At 75.2% G+C, this 17,394-nt stretch carries 21 protein-coding genes and 2 riboswitches; of the genes, 14 read left to right on the plus strand and 7 right to left on the minus strand.

Going from position 1 to position 17,394, the window contains the following annotated elements; all coding sequences use genetic code 11:
* Positions 1-2 precede the first annotated feature (2 nt).
* A complete protein-coding gene (locus O2W16_RS04425) occupies positions 3-1,187 on the minus strand; it encodes an N-acetylglucosamine-6-phosphate deacetylase (RefSeq protein ID WP_269157597.1) in 1,185 nt (394 codons plus the stop codon).
* A gap of 137 nt (positions 1,188-1,324) precedes the next feature.
* On the opposite strand from O2W16_RS04425, the gene O2W16_RS04430 reads away from it, so the two are divergent.
* The gene (locus O2W16_RS04430; RefSeq protein ID WP_269157598.1) at positions 1,325-1,834 is read left to right on the plus strand and encodes a PaaI family thioesterase; all 510 of its coding nucleotides are present in this window, start codon (positions 1,325-1,327) and stop codon (positions 1,832-1,834) included.
* Between the two features lie 101 nt (positions 1,835-1,935).
* On the opposite strand, the gene O2W16_RS04435 is transcribed toward O2W16_RS04430, so the two are convergent.
* Positions 1,936-2,448, minus strand: a complete 513-nt coding sequence (locus O2W16_RS04435) for a VOC family protein (RefSeq protein WP_269157599.1) — start codon at positions 2,446-2,448, stop codon at positions 1,936-1,938.
* A gap of 124 nt (positions 2,449-2,572) precedes the next feature.
* Here O2W16_RS04435 and O2W16_RS04440 point away from each other — a divergent pair, with 124 nt between their 5' ends.
* Positions 2,573-3,328, plus strand: a complete 756-nt coding sequence (locus O2W16_RS04440) for a Mut7-C RNAse domain-containing protein (RefSeq protein ID WP_269157600.1) — start codon at positions 2,573-2,575, stop codon at positions 3,326-3,328.
* Here O2W16_RS04440 and O2W16_RS04445 read toward each other — a convergent pair.
* Positions 3,285-3,884, minus strand: coding sequence for an ATP-dependent Clp protease proteolytic subunit (locus tag O2W16_RS04445; RefSeq protein ID WP_269157601.1), 600 nt, complete (start codon positions 3,882-3,884; stop codon positions 3,285-3,287). The two genes, O2W16_RS04440 and O2W16_RS04445, sit on opposite strands and share 44 nt — an antisense overlap.
* Positions 3,885-4,058: 174 nt before the next feature.
* Between O2W16_RS04445 and O2W16_RS04450 the strand changes: the two genes are divergently transcribed.
* The 4 genes from O2W16_RS04450 (at position 4,059) to O2W16_RS04465 (ending at position 7,484) form a co-directional block, all read left to right on the plus strand.
* Positions 4,059-4,667, plus strand: a complete 609-nt coding sequence (locus tag O2W16_RS04450; protein ID WP_269157602.1) for a GNAT family N-acetyltransferase — start codon at positions 4,059-4,061, stop codon at positions 4,665-4,667.
* 124 nt (positions 4,668-4,791) lie between these two features.
* Positions 4,792-6,090, plus strand: a complete 1,299-nt coding sequence (locus O2W16_RS04455) for an Nramp family divalent metal transporter (protein WP_269157603.1) — start codon at positions 4,792-4,794, stop codon at positions 6,088-6,090.
* A gap of 59 nt (positions 6,091-6,149) precedes the next feature.
* Entirely contained in the window at positions 6,150-6,848 is a 699-nt protein-coding gene (locus tag O2W16_RS04460) for a hypothetical protein (protein ID WP_269157604.1), read from the plus strand.
* 81 nt (positions 6,849-6,929) lie between these two features.
* Entirely contained in the window at positions 6,930-7,484 is a 555-nt protein-coding gene (locus O2W16_RS04465; RefSeq protein ID WP_269157605.1) for a dihydrofolate reductase family protein, read from the plus strand.
* Between the two features lie 43 nt (positions 7,485-7,527).
* On the opposite strand, the gene O2W16_RS04470 is transcribed toward O2W16_RS04465, so the two are convergent.
* Positions 7,528-8,004: a hypothetical protein gene (locus tag O2W16_RS04470; RefSeq protein ID WP_269157606.1), complete on the minus strand. Its 477-nt coding sequence runs from the start codon at positions 8,002-8,004 to the stop codon at positions 7,528-7,530.
* Positions 8,005-8,030: 26 nt separating this feature from the next.
* On the opposite strand from O2W16_RS04470, the gene O2W16_RS04475 reads away from it, so the two are divergent.
* On the plus strand, positions 8,031-8,810 hold the full coding sequence (locus O2W16_RS04475) for an SDR family NAD(P)-dependent oxidoreductase (protein WP_269157607.1): 780 nt from the start codon (positions 8,031-8,033) through the stop codon (positions 8,808-8,810).
* A gap of 102 nt (positions 8,811-8,912) precedes the next feature.
* Here the strand turns inward: O2W16_RS04475 and fabG are convergent, their stop codons facing one another.
* Positions 8,913-9,668 carry a 3-oxoacyl-ACP reductase FabG gene (fabG, locus tag O2W16_RS04480; protein ID WP_269157608.1) on the minus strand — a complete coding sequence of 252 codons (756 nt, stop codon included), beginning with the start codon at positions 9,666-9,668 and terminating at the stop codon, positions 8,913-8,915.
* A gap of 108 nt (positions 9,669-9,776) precedes the next feature.
* Positions 9,777-9,879, plus strand: a riboswitch (TPP riboswitch).
* On the opposite strand from fabG, the gene O2W16_RS04485 reads away from it, so the two are divergent.
* From O2W16_RS04485 to O2W16_RS04495, 3 genes are all read left to right on the plus strand, one after another.
* Entirely contained in the window at positions 9,878-10,492 is a 615-nt protein-coding gene (locus tag O2W16_RS04485) for an ECF transporter S component (protein ID WP_269157609.1), read from the plus strand. Its footprint overlaps the riboswitch before it by 2 nt.
* On the plus strand, positions 10,492-11,979 hold the full coding sequence (locus O2W16_RS04490) for an ABC transporter ATP-binding protein (RefSeq protein ID WP_269157610.1): 1,488 nt from the start codon (positions 10,492-10,494) through the stop codon (positions 11,977-11,979). Before O2W16_RS04485 ends, O2W16_RS04490 begins: the two co-directional genes overlap by 1 nt.
* Positions 11,976-12,743 (plus strand): energy-coupling factor transporter transmembrane component T family protein, encoded by a 768-nt coding sequence (locus tag O2W16_RS04495; RefSeq protein ID WP_269157611.1) that lies wholly within the window; start codon positions 11,976-11,978, stop codon positions 12,741-12,743. Before O2W16_RS04490 ends, O2W16_RS04495 begins: the two co-directional genes overlap by 4 nt.
* Before the next feature lie 3 nt (positions 12,744-12,746).
* On the opposite strand, the gene O2W16_RS04500 is transcribed toward O2W16_RS04495, so the two are convergent.
* The gene (locus O2W16_RS04500) at positions 12,747-13,376 is read right to left on the minus strand and encodes a TenA family protein (RefSeq protein WP_269157612.1); all 630 of its coding nucleotides are present in this window, start codon (positions 13,374-13,376) and stop codon (positions 12,747-12,749) included.
* Positions 13,373-13,969, minus strand: a complete 597-nt coding sequence (locus O2W16_RS04505) for a TenA family transcriptional regulator (protein ID WP_269157613.1) — start codon at positions 13,967-13,969, stop codon at positions 13,373-13,375. Before O2W16_RS04505 ends, O2W16_RS04500 begins: the two co-directional genes overlap by 4 nt.
* Positions 13,970-14,014: 45 nt before the next feature.
* A riboswitch (TPP riboswitch) is annotated at positions 14,015-14,125 on the plus strand.
* Between O2W16_RS04505 and O2W16_RS04510 the strand changes: the two genes are divergently transcribed.
* The 4 genes from O2W16_RS04510 (at position 14,116) to thiS (ending at position 17,394) form a co-directional block, all read left to right on the plus strand.
* Positions 14,116-15,459 carry a purine-cytosine permease family protein gene (locus tag O2W16_RS04510; protein ID WP_269157614.1) on the plus strand — a complete coding sequence of 448 codons (1,344 nt, stop codon included), beginning with the start codon at positions 14,116-14,118 and terminating at the stop codon, positions 15,457-15,459. Its footprint overlaps the riboswitch before it by 10 nt.
* A complete protein-coding gene (gene thiE, locus O2W16_RS04515) occupies positions 15,456-16,082 on the plus strand; it encodes a thiamine phosphate synthase (protein ID WP_269157615.1) in 627 nt (208 codons plus the stop codon). The genes O2W16_RS04510 and thiE overlap by 4 nt, the downstream gene beginning before the upstream one ends.
* Complete coding sequence (gene thiO, locus O2W16_RS04520) at positions 16,079-17,191, plus strand: glycine oxidase ThiO (RefSeq protein WP_269157616.1); 1,113 nt, start codon at positions 16,079-16,081, stop codon at positions 17,189-17,191. Before thiE ends, thiO begins: the two co-directional genes overlap by 4 nt.
* Positions 17,188-17,394, plus strand: a complete 207-nt coding sequence (gene thiS, locus O2W16_RS04525; protein WP_269157617.1) for a sulfur carrier protein ThiS — start codon at positions 17,188-17,190, stop codon at positions 17,392-17,394. The genes thiO and thiS overlap by 4 nt, the downstream gene beginning before the upstream one ends.

The following is a 17,394-nucleotide window of genomic DNA, read 5'->3' on the forward strand; positions in this document are numbered from 1 at the left end:
GGTCAGCTCTCCTCTCGGTGCACCCACACGCCGGCCCGCAGGACGGCGGTGGGGTTCAGGTCCAGGTCGGTGACGAGCACGTCAGCGCGGGCCCCGCGGGTCAGGTGCCCGACCTCGATGGCGCCCAGCAGCCGGGCCGGGGTGCCGCTCGCGGCCAGGACGGCGTCGGCCAGCGGGACGCCGGCCGCCACGGTCGCCCGGACGACGTCCACCAGCCGCGCCGTCCCCCCGGCGATGGCGGCCGACTCCCCGGCGAGCCGGGCGACGCCGCCGCGCACCTCGACCGGCAGCGCGCCGAGGTGGTAGTTGCCGTCGGCCATCCCGGCGGCGGCCATCGCGTCGGTGACCAGCGCGATCGCGCCCGGGCCGACCAGGTCGAAGACGGTCGCCACCGTCTCCGGCGCCAGGTGCACGCCGTCCCCGATCAGCTCGACCACCAGTTCGCCGCGCGCCGCGGCGGCCAGGCAGGCGGCGACCGGACCGGGCGCCCGGGACAGCAGCGGCGGCATCCCGTTGAACAGGTGGGTGGCCGACAGTGGACCGCCCGGAGCCGCCGACCGGATCGCGGCGGCGACCTCGGCGGCGGCGGCGTCGGTGTGCCCGAAGCTGGGCATCGCCCCGTGTGCGCGCAGCAGGTCGACCAGTTCGGCCCGGTGCGCGGTCTCCGGCGCAAGCGTCATCGAGACGACCGTCCCCCGCCCGAGGGTCAGCAGCTCGGTCAGCAGCGCCGGGTCCCCCGGGACGAGTGCAGCCGGGTCCTGGGCACCGCAGCGGGCGGCGGAGAGGAACGGTCCCTCCAGGTGCACCCCGGCCAGCTCGCCGGCCTCGACCAGCGGGGCCAGCACGGTCAGCCGCTCGCGCAGCACCGCCGCCGGGGCGGAGACCAGACTGGCCACCAGCGTCGTCGTCCCGTGGGCCCGGTGGTGGGCGGCCGCGGCGCGCACCCCGGCGACGTCCGCGTCGGGGAAGCCGTGCCCGGCGGCGCCGTGGCAGTGCAGGTCGACCAGCCCGGGCAGCAGCAGCGTCCTCGGCGCAGGGGCCGGCAGCGCACCGGCCCAGTCCCCCGCCGGGCCGGCGAACGCGACCCGGTCGCCGGCGACGGCGAGCACCCCGTCGTCGACGACCGAGCCGCCGGTGACCAGCCGGCCCCGCAGGACGGGACCGGGCTCGGTGTCGCTCAGGATCACGGCCCCCTCGGGTGCTCGGGCGCGACGGGGCGCCGGTGGTCTGGTCATGACCAGTTGACCGGAGGATCGTCGGCCGATTCGGGCGATGTCAAGCTGCGGTGAACGGGGGCTCGACACCGGCGCGCTAGCGTCCGGCCGTGACCGATCGGATGAGGACCTTCGCCTGGGGCGACCCGATGGAGACCGCGACGGCCGCCCGCACCGCCGCCGGGCTGGACGTGCTGCGCGCCGTGGCAGCCGGGGAGCTCCCCGGGCCGCCGATCGCCGACACCCTCGGGTTCGACCTGATCGAGGTGGAGCCGGGCCGCGTCGTCTTCGCGTTCGATCCGGCCGAGTACCACTACAACCCGATCGGCTCGGTGCACGGCGGCGTCTACGCGACGCTGCTCGACTCGGCCACCGGCTGCGCCGTCCACTCGATGCTGCCGGCCGGCGTCGGCTACACCAGCCTGGACCTGACGGTGAAGTTCCTCCGCGCGATCACCCTGGACACCGGCCGGGTGACCTGCGTCGGCACGGTGACCCACCTGGGTGGCCGGACGGCGCTGGCCGAGGCGCGTCTGCTCGACGCGGACGAGCGCCTGCTCGGCACCGCGAGCAGCAGCATCCTGGTGATCCGCCCACAGCCCGGCACCCAGGTCGGCTGAGGCCCGCGCCGTCCTCGAGTGCGCAGTTCGCGTCGCCCCCCGCGGCGTGTCGCGCCGTGTCGGCGACCAGAACTGCGCACTCGCCGCGCGCCCGGGCGGAGTCAGACCGGGACGCTGACCCCGATGCCGCCCTTCGTCTCGGCGCCGTAGCGGGCGATCTCGGCGTCCAGGTCCAGCGGTCGGGTGATCGCGCCCAGCGCCTGGACATCCGGGGTGATCAGGTCGGCCGGCAGCAGCCAGGAGACTTCGAACTCGATGCCGTCGGGGTCGCGGGCGTACAGCGCCTTGGTCGTGGCGTGGTCAGAGGCCCCGGCCAGCGCCCCGGCGTCGGCCAGCGCGCCGCGGATCCGGGCCAGCTCGGCGAGGGTGTCGACCTCCCAGGCCAGGTGGTAGAGCCCCACCGTGCTGCGCCCGGCACCGGAGGGGCCGGCCTGCGCACCGACCGCGAACAGGCCCAGGTCGTGGTCGTTGGTCGACCCCTCGGCCTGCAGGAACACCGCCCGGCCGGGCATCTCCGTCCGCACCCGGAAGCCCAGGACGTCGCGGTAGAAGGCGGTGCTGCGGTCGACGTCCCGGACGAAGAGGACGGCGTGGTTGAGGCGCTGGACGGGCACGGTGCACTCCTGAGGTGGTCGAGACACCCAGTCTGCTCCGGATTATTTGACAGTTCAAGCAACACCCCGGCGGTGTGACCCGTCCGGACCCAGCGGGTAGTGCCCGGACGTGACCGGGCCAACGATGCCGCAGGACGTCGCCGTCCGGCTGGACCCGGAGCTGCGATGGCTGCTCGCGCCGCGGTTCCGGTCCGCCGGCGAGCGCCGGCTGCCCTTCGACCCCGATGCGACCGTCGGCCACCTGGTGCAGGCGGCCGGCGTCCCGCTGACCGAGGTGGGCCGGGTGCTGGTCGACGGGGCCGACGCGGCGCTCGCCGTCCGGCCTGCGCCCGGCGCCGTCCTGGGGGTGCGGCCGGTCGACCGACCTCAGCCGGTGCCCGCCGGCGGGTTCCTGCTGGACGTCGGGCTCGGCGGGCTGGCCCGGCGGCTCCGGTTGCTCGGCCTGGACGCCGCCTGGCGCAACGACGCCGACGACCCCGAGCTCGTGGCGCAGGCGGCGGCCGAGGACCGGGTGCTGCTGACCCAGGACCGCGGGCTGCTCATGCGCCGGGCACTGCCGGCCGGAGCCCTGGTGCGCGGCAGCGGCACCGACGACCAGCTCGCCGACGTCTTGGACCGGTTCACCGTCGTCCCGGCACCGCTGACCCGGTGCACCACGTGCAACGGCGAGCTGCGGCCGGCGCCCAAGGCGGAGGTGGCCGACCTGCTGGAGCCGGGCACCCGCCGCACCGTCGAGGAGTTCTCCCGGTGCACCCGGTGCGGGCAGGTCTACTGGCGTGGCGCGCACGCGGCCCGGATCGACGAGCTCGTCGCCGGGGTCGTGCCCACAGCCCCGGTCACCCCGGCAGGGCCGACGCGTCCCGGAGCACGTGGTCGATGAGGCCATAGTCCTGGGCCTCGGTCGCGGTGAACCAGCGGTCCCGGTCGGAGTCCCGCTCGACCTGGTCGACGGCCTGACCGGTGTGGTGCGCCTGCAGTTCGTTCAGCTGCCGCTTGAGCCGCCCGAGCATCTCTGCCTGGATCCCGATGTCGGCCGCGGTGCCACCGAGACCGGCCGAGGGCTGGTGCATCATCACCCGCGCGTGCGGCAGGGCGTACCGCTTGCCTGCGGCCCCGGCGGTGAGCAGGAACTGCCCCATCGAGGCGACCATGCCCATCCCATAGGTGGCCACGTCGCAGTCGACGAACTGCATGGTGTCGTAGACCGCCATTCCGCCGGACACCGAACCGCCCGGGGAGTTGATGTAGAGGTGGATGTCCCGGTGCGGGTCCTCGGCGGACAACAACAGCATCTGCGCGGCGATCTGATTGGCGATCACGTCGTCGACCTCCTGGCCGAGGAACACGATCCGCTCCCTCAGCAGCCGGTCGTAGACGGCGTCTCCCAGGCTGGACGCGCTGGTGGCTGGCGCTGCGCGGAGCTGTTCGGTGGTCATCGGTGGTTCTCCTGTCGGCCGTCGGAATGGACGGGGCCCACTCAAGTGCCCGGAAGTCGGAGAAGTCGACACAGAATGTCCCATTGCGCAGTCAGCGCAATTGTTGTGCTGTCCGCGAATGGCGGTTGACAGCTCGCCCGGCGACAGCCGGCCCGGCCGTGGTCTGATCCTCGGGTGACCGAGTCCCCCGTCGTGCGCAAGGCCACCCGCGCCGACGTCCCCCGGCTGGCCGCCACGCTGGCCGTCGCCTACCCCGACTACCGCTGGACCTCCTGGGCGCTGCCCGAGGACGGCCGCACCCAGCGGCTGTCCCGCTGGGCGGAGCTGTGGGGCGCGCTGGTGCCGGTGCTCGCCGGGACGGCGTGGGTCACCGACGACGTCGACGCGGCCGCCGCCTGGGTGGCGCCGGACGCCCCGCCGCACGCCGCGGACCTGCAGGCGGTCATCGACCGGGACCTGCCGCGGGTGTTCGGGGCCCGCCAGCCGGTGGTGCTGGCCAGCGAGCGGCTCGGCGCGCTGGGCCGACCGGACGAGCCGCACTGGTGGCTGCACGCCGTCGGCACCCGGCCCGCCGCCCGGCACCAGGGGCTCGGCGCCGCGGTGCTGCAGCCGGTGCTCGACCGCTGCGACGTCGACCGGGTCCCGGCTGCGGTGACGGTCTACACCTCCACCGTCGTCCGGTGGCTGCAGCGGTCGGGCTTCGCCGTCACCCACTCGACCCGGACCGCCGTGGACCACGAGCTGCCGATCTGGACCATGGTCCGCCAGCCGAAGCGCACCTGACCCCTCGGGGACGACGCAGGTGAGCCTGACCTGACCCCTGGGGGCCACAGGTCGGCCCCGGTGGCCCGCGCGGGTCGGGCAGGACAGGGACGACCGTTCCTGCCGCCGCCCCCGCGAGGTCACCGTGTACCTGTCGAAGACCGAGGCCGCCGTCCTCACCAGCACGCTGCCGCGCACCCTGCCGCGGCCCACCCCACCGGCGCCGAAGGCGAAGCGGCGGCTGTGGCCGATGCTCGGGCCGGCGTTCGTCGCGGCCGTCGCCTACGTCGACCCCGGGAACTTCGCGACCAACTTCTCCGGCGGCGCCTCGTTCGGCTACACCCTGCTGTGGGTGATCGTCGCGGCGAACCTGATGGCGATGCTCATCCAGACCCTCACCGCCAAGCTGGGGCTGGCGACCGGTCGGGACCTGGCCACCTGCTGCCGCGAGCGGTTCCCCCGGCCGGTCACCTGGGGGCTGTGGGCGCAGGCCGAGGCGGTCGCGATCGCCACCGACCTGGCCGAGATCGTCGGCGGGGCGGTCGCGCTGAACCTGCTGTTCGGGGTGCCGCTGTGGATCGGCGGGATCATCACCGCGATCGTCGCGTTCGTCCTGCTGGCCGCCCAGTCGCGGGGGTTCCGGCCGTTCGAGCGGGTGATCACCGGGCTGCTGCTGGTGATCGGCGGCGGCTTCGTCTACACGCTGATCGGCGCCGGGGTCGACCCGGGCGGCGTCGCCTCGGGCATGGTGCCCAGCTTCGCCGGCACCGACAGCCTGCTGCTGGCCACCGGCATCCTGGGCGCGACGGTCATGCCGCACGTCATCTACGTGCACTCCGCGCTCACCCCGGGCCGCTACGGCGACACCGTCACCGCCGGGAAGTCGCACACCGGACGGCGCGGGCTGCTGCGTGCCCAGCGGATCGACGTCTTCATCGCCATGGGCCTGGCCGGGCTGGTCAACGCCGCGATGCTGGTGATCGCCGCGCAGCTCTTCACCGCCGGCGACGGCATCGAGTCGCTGGAGAGCGTGCACGCCGGCCTCGGCGACCAGCTCGGCAGCGGCGCGGCGCTGGCCTTCGCCATCGCCCTGCTCGCCGCCGGGTTCGCCAGCTCCTCGGTCGGCACCCACGCCGGCCAGGTCGTGATGGCCGGGTTCCTGCGCAAGCACATCCCGGTGCTGACCCGCCGGCTGATCACCCTCGCCCCGGCGCTGCTGGTGCTCGGCCTGGGCGGTGACCCGACGACGGCGCTGGTCTGGTCCCAGGTGGTGCTGTGCTTCGGCATCCCGTTCGCCCTGGTGCCGCTGCTGTGGCTGACCTCCCGCAAGGACCTGATGGGCGGCTGGGTCAACCGGCGGGTCACCACGCTGACCGGTTCGGTCGTCGCCGCGCTGATCATCGCGCTGAACGGCTACCTGCTGGTGAGCACCTTCCTCGGCTGAGCGGGCTTCCTGAGCTGAGCGGGCTTCCTGAGCTGAGCGAGGCCCGCCAGGATGGCGGGATGGACGCGCGGGAGCCGGTCGACTGGGCGCCGGGGATGTGGGTGCTGGCCGACACCAGCCCGGCGGCGTGGGTTGAGGCGGCCCTGACGCCGGAGCTCACCTCCTGGACGGTCGCCGGGCTCGTCCCGCCGGTCTTCGAGGCCTACGCCCGGGTGCTGCCGCCCACCTACCCCCGGCATGAGCCGGTTCCACGGCACCGGTGGTCGGAGATCGCCGCCGCCACCGGGGTGCCGCTGACCGCCGAGATCCGGTTCGACGACCTGGTGGCCGGCTCCGACCGCTGGGGCCGACCCTCCGACGGCGGGCTGGACGCCCGGGAGACTGCGGCCCTCGCCCGGGTGCTGGGTGAGTTCACCGGGACCCCGACGGAGGCGTACTTCTGCCTCTGGGAGGGCTTCGGCCTGGAGGAGACCGAGGCCTGGACCGACCGGCCGATGCGCGTGGAGACCCCGGGCCGGGCGTACCACCTGCTCACCGGCCCGGTCGCCGCTGCGCCGGTGCTGCCGACGCCCGTGGAGTGGCGGTGCGCGAGCCTCTGGTGGCCGGCGGACCGGACCTGGCTGGTCGCCACCGAGATCGACGGCTACCTCACCTACGTCGGCGGCAGCCGCGCGGCGATCGACGCCGTCCTCACCGCGCCGGACCTCGACGCTGTCGCCGTGCAGCCCTCCACCCCGGTGGACCCCAGCTACGGCTGAGCGCCGCATCGCCGATGAGGAACGGCGCCGGGCGCCGTCTCAGCTACGACACCACCAGCCCCCGCCAGAGGAGCACCGCACATGGGCGCGATCAAGGTCCACGAGTTCACCACCGTCGACGGGGTGGCCGACACCCCCGTGTGGACGATGGAGTACGGCTTCCCCGACGACCTGGCCGCGTCCATCGGCACGCTGACCGGCTCCTCGACCGGGATCCTGCTCGGCCGGAAGACCTTCGAGATGTTCGCCCCGGCCTGGTCGACCCGGACCGTGGAGGACGACGAGGGCGCCCCGTTCTTCAACGACACCCGCAAGCACGTGGTCAGCTCGACGCTGACCGACGCGGAGTCGGTCTGGCGGAACTCGACCGTGGTCGGCGGCTACTCGGCCGACCGGATCCGGGCGCTCAAGGACGAGGCGGACGGCGACCTGTACGTCAGCGGCAGCGCCACGCTGGTCCGGGCGCTGCTCGCCGACGGGCTGGTCGACGAGCTGCACCTCTACGTCTACCCGCTGGCCGTCGGCACCGGGATCCGGTTGTTCCCGCAGGGGACGTCCCAGCCACTGACCCTGCTCGGCGCCGAGACCCTGTCGAATGGCGTCGCCCACCTCACCTACGGCCCAGCCACCCACTGACCCGAGGGGCCAAAATCGCGACTTTGGCCCCTCCAGGGGCGGGTCAGGCCGGTGGGGTCTCGCCGACCTCGGCGAACAGCGGGACGTCACTGAGCCCGGCCACCGCCTGCTCGGCACCACCGGCGGGGTCGGCGACCGCGGGCGGCACGAGCACCTCTACCCCGTCTCCCTCGGGCCGGGCCGTGGCGGAGGCGAGGACACCCGGGTGGCCCCGGAGCAGCCGCTCCGCCTCCGCCCGCAGGTCACCGGGGCGGAACTCGGTCTGCTGCACCGTGACCTCACAGCCGGGGTCGGCCAGCACGGCCTGGACCGGCGTGGGCAGCTCGCCGTGCCAGCGCACGGTCAGCCGCTTGCGGTCGAGGCTGATGCCGGGGGTGCCGAAGTCCGGCGAGTCCCCGGCCGCTGCGCTCAGCCGCTCCAGCAGGTCGTAGATCGCGGTGGGTCCGCCCGGGTAGGCGACGAACTCGCCGTGCCCCAGCCGCGGTGCCGGCCCGGCGGACGACTTCTTGCGTGCTGCCATGTCCGCCATCATCCAGGCTGGCGGGCATGGAGATCTCCGGTGCACGCATCTGGGTCACCGGTGCCTCGACCGGCATCGGTGCGGCGCTGGCGAGGGAGCTGGCCGACCGAGGGGCCCGGGTGGCGATCAGCGCCCGCAACGCCGAGCAGCTCGCGGAGGTGGCCGGGAGCCGGATGGTCGTCGTCCCGGTGGACGTCACCGACAGAGCGGCCACCGTGGCGGCGGGCGAGCGGGTGCGGGAGGCCCTGGGCGGGCTGGACGTCGCCGTCCTCAACGCCGGCACGTGGTCGTCGTTCCACGTGGAACCGTGGGACTCGCAGCTGTTCGCCGACCACCTGCAGGTCAACGTGATGGGCGCGGTGCACACCATGGAGGCCGTCGTCCCGCAGATGCTGGCCGCCGGGCGGGGCCGGGTCGTCGGGGTCGCCTCGGTCGCCGGCTACCGCGGCCTGCCGGGCTCGGAGGCCTACAACGCGGGCAAGGCGGCGCTGATCAACCTGCTGGAGGGCCTGCGCGGCTCGCTGGCCCCGCGCGGCGTCGTCGTCCAGATCGTCAACCCGGGGTTCGTGACCACCCGACTGACCGACCGCAACCTCTTCCCGATGCCGTTCAAGGTCGAGGCCGACGTGGCAGCCCGCGCCATCGCCGACGGCATCGCCCGGGACAAGGCCGAGGTCGTCTTCCCGGTGCCGATGATGGTCGCGATGAAGCTGGCCCGGCTGCTGCCGGTGCGGGTGTGGACCCGGCTCACCGCCGAGCTCGCCCGCCGCGGCGTGCACGGCGGCCCGAGCTGCCGCGCGGGTTGAACCGCCGCGCGGGTTGAGCCGCCCCGGGCAGGGTCGGGCCGCGCGGTCACGCGGCTCAACCCTGAGCGGAGCGGCTCAACCCGGGGCAGCGGGGTCCTCCACTCAGTCGCGGGGGCCGCCGGCGACGTAGATGACCTGACCGGAGACGAAGCCCGCGCCCTCGCTGCACAGGAACGAGGCGGTGTGCGCGATGTCCTCGGGCTGGCCGACCCGGGCGACCGGGATCTGCTTGGCGGCCATCTCCTTGAACTGCTCGAACGGCACGCCCACCCGCTCGGCGGTCTGCGCGGTCATCTCGGTCTCGATGAAGCCGGGGGCGATCGCGTTGGCGGTCACGTTGTACCGGCCGAGCTCGATGGCGAGGGTCTTGGTGAAGCCCTGCATGCCCGCCTTGGCCGCGGAGTAGTTGACCTGGCCGCGGTTGCCCAGCGCCGAGACGCTGGAGAGGTTCACGATCCGGCCGAACTCGGCTTCGACCATGTGCTTCTGCGCTGCCTTGCTCATCAGGAAGGCACCCCGCAGGTGCACGCCCATGACGGCGTCCCAGTCGGCGACGCTCATCTTGAACAGCAGGTTGTCCCGGGTGATGCCGGCGTTGTTCACCAGCACCGTCGGGGCACCGAGCTCGGCGGCGATCCGCTCGACCGCGGCGTTGACCGACTCCTCCTCGGCGACGTTCGCACCGACCGCGAGCGCCTCGCCCCCGGCCTTCTGGATCTCCTCGACCGTGCCCGCGCAGGCCGCCTCGTCCAGGTCCAGGACGGCGACGGCCATCCCGTCCTGGGCGAACCGCCGTGCGATGGCCGCGCCGATCCCGCGCGCCGCTCCTGTGATGATCGCCGTCCGCTGCTCTGCCACTGCGTCTCCTCGTCGAGTCCGTCGGCGGGCCACCGGCCCGCCGTGCTGCCGTCCTGCCTATCACCAGCCCACCCCGGCCGCGCACCCGACCGGGTTACGCTCACCGCTCACACACGACAGGGGAGCGCCTCGGCGCTGAGAGTGCGGGCAACCGCAGACCCTCGAACCTGATCCGGGTCATGCCGGCGCAGGGAGTCTGGAGGAGCACCATGGCCGAACAGGCCGTCCGTCCGTCCGACGCTGCCCAGGGCGCGCCGCGCCGCAGCTGGCGCACCGTCGACATCGTCGTCACCGCCGTGCTGGGCGTCGCCTTCGGCGTCGTCTTCTGGGCCTGGGGGCTGCTCTGGGCCGCCACCGGCCCGGCCTTCGGCGCCTTCCCGCCCGGTCAGGCCGTCATGTACGGGGTGTGGCTGCTGCCTGCCGTCCTCGCCCCGCTGATCATCCGCAAGCCCGGCGCCGCCCTGTTCGCCGAGCTGATCGCCGGGATCGTCTCCGCGCTGCTGGGCTCGGCCTGGGGCTCGCTGGTGATCGTCTACGGCCTGCTGCAGGGGCTGGCCGGGGAGCTGGGCTTCGCCGCCTTCGGCTGGCGCCGCTACAGCTGGCCGCAGGCGTTGCTGGCCGCCGCGCTCGCCGGGGGCACGGCGGCCGGGCTGGACCTCGTCAACTACTACCCGGACTGGACCGCCGGCTGGATGACGACGTACACGGCGCTCATCGTGGTCAGCACCGTGGTGATCGCCGGGGTCGGCGGCATCGCGCTGACCCGGGCGCTGGCCGCCAGCGGGGTGCTGTCGTCCTTCGCCTCCGGCCGGTCGCGGGTCTGATGGAGGGCCCCGTCCCACCCCGCGACACGCTCGGCGCGCCGCGGGTACCGGGGACGGGGCCGTTCGAGCACGAGGAGGTCGGTCCGGCCACCGTCCGGCTCGCCGGGTTCGGGTTCCGGCACGCCAGCCGGCGGGCCTGGGCGGTGCAGGACGTCGACCTGCGGATCGAGCCCGGTGAGCGGGTGCTGCTCACCGGCGCGTCCGGATCGGGCAAGTCGACGCTGCTGCGGGCACTGGGCGGCCTGCTCGAGCCGGAGTCCGGCGACGCCACCGGCGAGCTGAGCGTGGACGGTGCGGCGCCCGACCGGCGGCGCCAGCGGGTCGGGGTGGTGTTCCAGGACCCGGACGCACAGCTGGTGATGACCCGGGCCGGGGACGACGTCGCCTTCGGCCTGGAGAACACCGGGACGCCGCCGGAGCTGATCTGGCCCGCCGTCGACACCGCCCTGGACGCCGTCGGGTTCGGCCTCGGCCGGGACCACGCCACCGCGGCGCTGTCCGGTGGGCAGAAGCAGCGGCTGGTGCTGGCCGGTGCCCTGGCGCCGCGTCCGGGCCTGCTGCTGCTCGACGAGCCGACCGCCCAGCTCGACCCGGACGGCGCGGCGCTGGTGCGGGCCGCCGTCGCCCGCGCGGTGGCCGACCGCTCGGCGACGCTGGTCGTCGTCGACCACGACGTCGAGTCCTGGCTGCCGCTGGTCGACCGGGTGGTGGAGCTGCTGCCCCACGGCGGCACGGTGGAGCACCCGCCCGGCTGGCGGCCGGCGCCGCTGCGCGTGCCCGTGCGGTGGGTGCACCCGCCCGGGGAGGTGCTGCTGGCCGGCGAGGCGGCCGGCTTCACCCACCGTGGCGGCGCCCGGCCCGCGCTGGCGCCCACCGACGTCGCCCTGCGGGCCGGCCGAACGCTGGCCGTCACCGGACCGAACGGCACGGGCAAGTCCACCCTGGCGCTGCTGCTGGCCGGGCTGCGGGCGCCGACCACCGGCCGGGTCGTCGCCGCCGCCACGGTGACCGCCGGGCTGCGCCGTCCGGAGAGGCCACCGCACCGCTGGCCGGCCGCGGAGCTGGCGACCCGGATCGGCACCGTCTTCCAGCAGCCCGAGCACCAGTTCCTCACCGGCCGGGTGCGCGACGAGCTGGCGCTGGGGCCACTGCGGTCGGGGGCGGGCGCCGCGCAGGCCCGTGCCACGGCCGAGGAGCTGCTCGAGCGGCTCGGGCTGGCCGCCCTCGCCGACGCCAACCCGTTCACCCTCTCCGGCGGCCAGCAGCGGCGGCTGTCGGTGGCCACCGCGCTGGCCACCTCCCCGCGGGTGCTGGTCCTCGACGAGCCGACCTTCGGGCAGGACCGGGAGACCTGGGCCGAGCTGGTGGCGCTGCTGGCCGAGCAGCAGGACGGCGACCGGGCGCTGTGCCTGGTCACCCACGACGCCGCCGTGGTCACCGCGCTCGCCGACGACGTGTGCACCCTCGGCGCCCCGGTGCCGGGGTGAGCGCCCCGCTCTCCCTGGGCCCGGCCCGGCCGGTGCCGCTGTCCGCGGTCAACCCGGTGGCCCAGCTGTCGGCCGTCCTCGTCGTCACCTGCGTGCTGCTGATCAGCGGCGACCTGGTGACACCGGGCGTGCTGCTCGCCGCCGAGCTCGCACTGCTGCCGGCTGCGGGGCTGAGCCGGCCCGGGGACGTGCTGCGCCGCACCTGGCCGCTGTTGCTCAGCGCCCTCGGGGTGGCCTGGGTGAACGTCGCGTTCGGCTCGCTGGACGGCGCCGAGGCCTGGGTCAGCGGGGCCACCTGGGCGCTGCGGGTGGTGGCCCTGGCGCTGCCCGGCATCCTGCTGGTCGCCTCCACCGACCCGGTGCGGCTGGCCGACGCGCTGACCCTGCACTGGCGGGTCTCCACCCGGTTCGCCTACGGCTCGCTCGCCGCACTGCGGCTGGTACCGCTACTGGCCGCGGAGTGGGAGACGATCCGGCTGGCCCGCCGCGCCCGCGGGGTGGACGGCGGCCGGAACCCGGTGGCGCACGTGCGGCTGCTGGCGAGCACCGCCTTCGCCCTGCTGGTGGGGGCGATCCGGCGGGGCAGCCGGCTGGCCACCGCCATGGACGCGCGGGGCTTCGACTCGGGCGTGACCCGGACGAACGCCCGCGGGTCCCGGCTGCAGCCGCTGGACCGGTGCTTCGTCGTCGGGGCGGTGGTCCTCTGCGCGGCGGCGGTCACCGCCAGCGTGCTCAGCGGGGCCTGGTCGCCGGTCTTCTCCTGAGCATCAGCCGGGCACCACACCATCGCGCCAGGCGGCGTCGAAGAAGCCGACCTCCAGCTCCATGGCCCGGCGGTAGGCGCGGCGCACCGCAGGGGTGTCGGCAGCCGTCCCGTCCAGCAGCCGTTCCAGCGTGCCGGTCAGCTCCTCCAGGCCGGGGTCGGCGTAGGTGGTGACCCACTCGCCGTAGGTGCTCGCCGAGCGGCCGGCCAGCGACTGCCCGAGGTGGGCGTACAGCCGCATGCACGGCGTCATCGCCGCGCAGGTCAGCCCGGCCCCGCCCAGGGACGCCGTGGCGAGCAGGAACTCGGTGTAGGCGAGCGTGGCCGGCAGCGGCTCCACCGCGGCCAGGTCGATGCCCCAGCGGGCCGCGTAGCCCTCGTGCAGCCGCAGCTCCTCGCGGACCCCGGCGAGCAGGTCGGCGAAGACGTCGAGCCCGGCCCGGTCGGGGCTGTGCGCAGCGCCGAGGGCGTAGGCGCGGGCGAAGGACTCCAGGAAGAACGCGTCCTGCGCCACGTAGCCGGCGAACAGCTCCCGCGGCAGGCTGCCGTCGGCGATGCCCTGCACGAACGGGTGCGCCAGCGCGACGGCGGCGAGGTCGGCGTTCTCCGCCCAGAGATCGGCGGCCAGGCTCATGCCGTCCGCCCCAGGGCCATGTCCCAGAAGGCCACCTCGGCGGCGACGACCTCGGCGAAGACGCCGTCCTGACCACCGCCCACCGCATCGGCCGCCGTCTCCAGGCCGGCGACGTAGCCGGCAAAGCCCGGCACGGTCCAGTGCTCGACGAACTCCCGGTAGGCCGGTGCGCCGGGCAGCGCGCTGGTCCAGGCGTCGAGGTACGTGCGCTCGATGGTCCACAGCGCGGTCAGCGCCACCGGCACCTCGGCGGCGTCCAGCCGCTCCAGCAGCTCGGCGTAGGCCACGGTGGCCGGCAGCGCGGGTGCGGTGAGGTCCAGGCCGCGGGCAGCCGCCTGCTCCTCGAACCAGGCCAGCTCCTCGACCAGCGCGACCAGGCCGCCGGCCAGCACCGCCTGGGCGGGGCGCGGCGCGCGGGCCAGCAGCCGGGCCTGGAACCCCAGCAGGTCGGCGACGAAGCGCGCATCCTGGACCAGCCAGGTGTCGAAGGCGCCGGCGGGCAGGGACCCGTCGCGCACGGCGGTCAGGAACGGGTGCGCGGTGGCCGCGCTCCAGCTCTCGGGATGACGTCGAAGCAGCTCGGCGACCGGCACGGCGCGGACTCTACGAGAGTGGTTAGGGTGGCCACGTCATGGCGTCGAGCCATGTGCGGGAGCTCGGAGGACCGGGCTGAGAGGGCGGCTGACACGCCGCCGACCGCTGGAACCTGACCGGGTAATGCCGGCGTAGGGAGCCCGTGATGAGCACATCTGGAACCGTCGGCACGACCACGTCCGGTGCGGACGCACCGCTCACCCTCACCGAACCGGCGGCCCGCACGCTGGGCTTCCGGGAGTCCGCCGGACTGTGGGGCAACCTCGGCATCAGCCTGCTGCTGCCGGTCGCCGCCGTCTACGTCGTCCTGCCCGGGCGGCCGCTGTCGGTCACGCTCGGCGCGATCGTCGTCGGCGCCCTGATCGGTGCCTCGCTGCTGGGGCTGGCCGCCGCGGCGGGCGCCCGCGAGGGCGTGCCGGGGATGGTGCTGCTGCGCGGCCTGCTCGGCCGGCGGGCCTCGTACCTGCCCACCGCGCTGAACCTGGTGCAGTGCATCGGCTGGGCCACCTTCGAGATCGTGATCATCGCCGAGGCGGCGTCCCGGGTGCTGGACGCGCCGCGCTGGCCGTTCGTGCTGCTCGCCGGGGTGCTCGCCACCGCGATGGCGCTGCGGCCCCTCGGCGTGGTCCGGGTGCTGTCCCGCTACGCGGTGTGGGCGGCGCTGGCCGCGATCGCCTACCTCTTCGTCGAGGTGCTCTCCGAGCCGAGGGCCGCGCTGGACGCCGGCGGCGCCGCGTCCTTCTGGACGGCGACCGACATCGTGATCGCCCTGCCGATCTCCTGGTTCCCGCTCGCCGCCGACTACAGCCGGCACGTGCGCAGCGGCCGGGTCGCCGGCACCAGCGCCGCCCTCGGCTACGGGCTGGCCACCATCGCGATGTTCACCCTCGGCGTGCTGGCGCTGGCCGCCTACGGCAGCTCGGGGCTGGACGTCATCGACGCGCTGCTGGCGGTGCCGCTGGGGGCGCTGGCGGTGCTGGTGCTCATCACGGTCGAGCTCGACGAGGCGTTCGCGAACGTCTACTCCACGGCCGTGTCGGCGCAGAACGTGGTGGCCCGGCTGGACCGCCGGCTGCTCGCGCTGGGCGTCGGCGCCACTGCCACCGTGCTCGCCCTGAGCTTCGACATCGTCGCCTACGAGCCGTTCCTCTTCCTGATCGGCGCGGTCTTCGTGCCGCTGATCGGCGTCTTCCTGGTCGCCTACGCGCTGAGCGCCCCGGGCCGGTGGGACACCTCGGACACCGCTCCGGCCCGGCTGGTCTACCTGCTGCCGTGGCTCGCCGGGTTCATCGCCTACCAGCTGACCCTGCCGACCTTCTTCTCCGGCGTCGGCGCCGGCTGGACCTCCTGGTGGACCGCCCGCCAGACCGACCTCGGCATCGACCCGGCCAACGGCTGGTCGGCCTCGCTGATCAGCCTGGCCGTGGCGGCGTCCCTCACCGCGGTGATCGCGCTGCTCGACGCCCGCCGCGGGCGGCAGCGGGCATGACCTCCCCGCTGGGCCGGCTGCACGTGCTGACCGACGCCGACGGCGGACCGGCCGCGCTGGCCGCGATCGCCGCCGCGGTGGCCGCCGGTGCGCCGGTGGTGCAGGTGCGGGCGAAGGGCTGCAGCGACCGGGTGCTGTACGACTTCGCCCGGGCCGTGGTCGAGCTCTGCCGGCCGGCGGGCACCACCTGCCTGGTCAACGACCGGGTGGACGTCGCCCTCGCCGTCGGCGCCGACGGGACGCATCTGGGCGCCGACGACCTCCCGCTCGCCGCCGCCCGGCGGGTCGCCGGGCCGGGGCACCTGCTCGGCGGCACGGCCCGCGACCCGCAGCGGGCCCGGCAGCTGGTGGCCGAGGGCGCGGACTACCTGGGGGTCGGCCCGGCCTTCGCCACCAGCACCAAGACCGGGCTCCCGGACCCGATCGGGGTCGCCGGGGTCGGTGCCGTGGCCACCGCGGTGCCGGTGCCGGTCATCGCCATCGGCGGGGTCACCGCGGCGCGGGTCGGGGAACTGCTGACCGCCGGCGCCTCCGGGGTCGCGGTGGTCGGCGCGGTCACCGCCGCCGACGACCCCGGAGCCGCGACGGCGGAGCTGCTGCGGGCCCTGGCGGAGCCCCGGTGATCGACGTGGCGGTGGCCGGCGGCGGGCTGATCGGGCTGTCGGTGGCCTGGCGGGCGGCGCAGCGCGGCCTGTCGGTCGCCGTCGTCGACGACGCCCCGGGCACCGGCGCCTCGGCCGCCGCCGCCGGGATGCTCGCACCGGTCACCGAGGCGGCCTACGGCGAGCAGGCGCTGCTCCGGCTGTGCCTGGCGTCCCTGCAGCGCTATCCGGCGTTCGCCGCCGAGGTCGAGGCGGCCGGCGGCCTGCCGGTCGGGCTGCGCACCGCCGGCACCCTGGTCGTCGGCTTCGACGCCGACGACGTGCGGGCGCTGGACGCGCTGCTCGGCTACCAGCAGGAGCTCGGGCTGGCCGTCGAGCGGCTGACCCCGCGGGAGACCCGGCGGCGGGAGCCCGCGCTCACCCCGCGGCTGCGCGGTGGGCTGGCCGTCGCGGGCGACCACTCGGTCGACGGCCGGGCGCTGCACCGGGCGCTGACCGCCGCCGCCGAGGCCGCAGGGGTCCGGTTCGTCCGGGACCGGGTGACCGCGGTGCAGACCACCGGCGGGCGCGCCACCGGGCTGCAGCTGACCGACGGCTCGGCACTGTCCGCCGGCACCGTCGTCCTCGCCCTGGGCGCGCACAGCGGCACCCTCCCCGGGGTACCGCCGCTGCCGGTCCGGCCGGTGAAGGGGCAGATCCTGCGGATGGCCGGTGCGGCCGGGCTGCTGACCGGCACCGTACGTGCCCTCGTCCGCGGCCGGCAGGTCTACCTGGTGCCGTACGGCGAGGACGGACTGATCGTCGGGGCGACCACCGAGGACCGCGGCTTCGACGCCACGGTCACCGCCGGCGGGGTGCACGACCTGCTGCACGACGCGATCGAGGTCGTGCCCGGGGTGACGGAGCTGGAGCTGGTCGAGACCCTCGCCCGCTGGCGGCCCGGCACCGACGACAACGCCCCGCTGCTGGGCGCCAGTGGACTGCCTGGGCTGGTGCTGGCCACCGGCCACCACCGCAACGGCGTCCTGCTCACCCCGGTGACCGGCGACGTCGTCGCCGAGCTGCTGGACACCGGCGAGCTGCCCGAGCTGGCCGCCCCCTTCACCGTCGAGAGGTTCCCGCACCGATGACCATCTCGCTGACCGTCAACGGCAGCCCGGTCGAGCTGGCCGACGGCACCACCGTCGCCGCGCTCGTCGAACAGCGCACCAGCGGGCACGACCGGGTCGCGGTCGCGCGCAACGGCGACGTCGTCCCACGCAGCAGCTGGGCGACGACCGAGCTCGCCCCCGGCGACCGCCTCGAGGTGCTCGCCCCCACCGCAGGAGGCTGA

It is taken from the genome of Modestobacter sp. VKM Ac-2984 (assembly GCF_026967985.1).
In the GTDB taxonomy this organism is placed as follows: domain Bacteria; phylum Actinomycetota; class Actinomycetes; order Mycobacteriales; family Geodermatophilaceae; genus Modestobacter.